The organism is Neptunitalea chrysea (assembly GCF_027924145.1).
Taxonomy (GTDB): Bacteria; Bacteroidota; Bacteroidia; order Flavobacteriales; family Flavobacteriaceae; genus Neptunitalea; species Neptunitalea chrysea.
In genome coordinates, this window is sequence record NZ_BRVP01000051.1 from 1 (window position 1) to 2,760 (window position 2,760).

General features: G+C 38.0%; 2 protein-coding genes. Both read right to left on the reverse strand.

Features of this window, described 5'->3' with window-relative positions; all coding sequences use genetic code 11:
• Positions 1 to 2: 2 nt before the first annotated feature.
• Complete coding sequence (locus NBRC110019_RS16605) at positions 3 to 1,883, reverse strand: OmpA family protein (protein ID WP_281756590.1); 1,881 nt, start codon at positions 1,881 to 1,883, stop codon at positions 3 to 5.
• A gap of 19 nt (positions 1,884 to 1,902) precedes the next feature.
• The coding region (locus NBRC110019_RS16610) for a PorP/SprF family type IX secretion system membrane protein (RefSeq protein WP_281756591.1) at positions 1,903 to 2,760 on the reverse strand (858 nt) is incomplete at its 5' end.

The following is a 2,760-nucleotide window of genomic DNA, read 5'->3' on the forward strand; positions in this document are numbered from 1 at the left end:
TCTTACTCCGTTTTATTGGTAATAATAAAGTCAGATCTTCTGTTTTTCTGATGCTCTTCACTAGTACATCCTTTTTTACAGTCAACTAATGGTTTGGTTTCTCCCATTCCTTCGCTAGTTAATCTGTCTTCACTTATACCTTTAGAGATTAAATACTGTACAGTACTCTTAGCGCGCTTATCGGTAAGTTGTAAGTTGTATTTAGCTTTCCCTCTGCTATCTGCATGAGTTTCTACTTTTATAGTCATTTCAGGATATTTCTCCATCACCTGCACTAACTTGTCTAACTCAAAAGCTGCATCCTTACGAATGTTGTGCTTGTCAAAATCAAAATAGATAGGGTTTAAAACAACTTTATCGTAAGCAATAACGATCTCGATAGGATCTAAAGCAACTCCTACATTGGTAATCATTGTATCGGTTCCTTTTACATCTGTCTTATCACTGTTGTAATCTTTAGCTGTAGTTTCTAAGGTAATGTCTTTATTACATTCTACCTTAAAGGTTACCTTACCTTCTTCATCAGATGTTTTAGTGCCTACTGCATTCCCTTCGGTATCTGCTAACGATACTTTAGCACCCGCAATAATAGCTCCAGTTTCTTTGTCGGTTACCGTAATTACGTAATCAACATCACAAATAGGTGCTACCTGTGTAGCCATGTAAATATCATCACTTCCTTTTCCTCCATCTCTGTTAGAAGAAAAGAATCCAGTTTTAGTCGCTGCCTCAAAACTAAATGAGAAATCATCCTTATTACTATTGATTGGCACTCCTAGATTTCTTACCTCTCCAAAGCTGTTACCTTTAATATCAGTAACAAAAAGGTCTAACCCTCCAAGTCCTAAGTGACCATTAGAGGCAAAGTATAACAAGCCATCATTAACAAATGGGAACCCTTCGTTGGCCTCGGTGTTTACCTGATCTCCTAAATTCTCAGGTGTACCATAAGTACCATCTTCGTTAATGCTTACTTTGTACATATCAGATGCACCGTATCCTCCTGGTCTGTCTGATGCAAAATACAATGTTTTTCCATCATCACTTAAAGCAGGGTGTTGACTAGTGTAGTCATCACTGTTAAAAGATAAACGCTCTACGTTATCCCACTGCCCATCTACCATTGTAGCTTTAAATAAGTTAACAAGTCCTATTCCCATACTATCCTTTACAAACTTTCCATCGTCATAGTTTGTTCTGGCAAAGTACATCGTTTGTCCATCATCACTAATCGCTACCGTTCCTTCGTGGTAACGTGTATTGATGTTATCTCCTAACTCTTCTACTGCTGTAAAAGCATCTGTTACATATTGAGCTTTGTAGATGTTTAAGTAAGGCTCTTCATTCCAGCCATATTTTCTTCCTCCTGCTCGTGCGGAAGTAAAGTAAAAGGTGTTTAAATGAAAGTACCCTCCAAAATCTGATAATGCTGAATTGATGTTTATCGGCTTTATTTCAAATTTCTTCTCTGCTGCCAATAACTCAGGAATGTAATTAGGGTTCTTTAAAAACTCCTTGGCTCGTGAGTCTGAAGGATCTGCTGTTGCAAACTCATGCATTTGTGCATTTGCCTGGTCATACTTCCCGTTTGCCTTTAACATCTGTGCGTATCTGAAACGAATCTCAGGATCTTTGTTCTCAGGTAACGCTTTCTCATACCAACGTGCAGCCTCTTTGGTATTAAATACATAATAGTAAGAGTTTGCTAATTGCGTAATTACATAGTTATCTGCATCATCTAACGCTATCTTTAAATATGCCTCAGCCGCATCTACATAACGTAACTGATTGTATAGCTTATCGGCTTTTTTCGTCTTATCGGATTGTGCAAAACCACCTTGGGCTATTAACACTAATAAGAATATATATACTAGTTTTTTCATGGTGTAATAACTTTTAGGTTTAGAAGAATCGTGGTGATTTCGATATCTTCTGTGGTAAATTCAAATCAAATAATAACATGATTTCATGTGATGAATTAGACACCACATCGATATCTGAGTTCACAGCATCATATGCATAACCTACACGTAAAGAAGGGGTCACTGCAAAGTTTACCAATCCACTAAACGAATCATCTAAACGATAAGAAGCTCCTAGCTCTAAACGATCATAGAACAAAAAGTTCGCATTTGCATCAAATGACATAGGCGCATCAAATGCTGATTTTACCAACGCTGATGGCTTGAACTTTACATTATCTGAAAGATCAAATACATACCCCGCTGTAGCAAAGTAGTGTGAAGTCTCTGATCCTATCTTAGTTCCATCTTCATCAATATGTGTAGCGCTTAATAAGTTAGGTACAGAGAATGCAACATAATACTTATCAGTATAATAGAAAGCTCCTGCTCCTACGTTTGGTGTTACCGTATTTACATTGTTCATAAAAAACGGGTCACTTGGATCGATTACCGCTAAGTCTGCCAATCCGATGTCATGGAAAGTAGCACCAGCTTTAATACCTAAGGCAAGCGTTCGCTCCCCTCCTAAAGGAATCTTATAAGCAAAATCTGCATACGCATTGGTCTCGTTAACAGGCCCTATCTTATCACTGATTAACGATAAACCTAATCCTACACGATCGCCTACAGGTAAATGTCCAAAAGCGGTTAAGGTCTCTGGTGCTCCGTCAAATCCACTCCATTGTTGACGGTATAAAAACCCAAAAGATAAATTCTCTCTAGACCCAGCATAAGCTGGGTTAACTACGTTCATGTTGTACATGTACTGCGTATACTGAGGGTCTTGCTGTGCAAA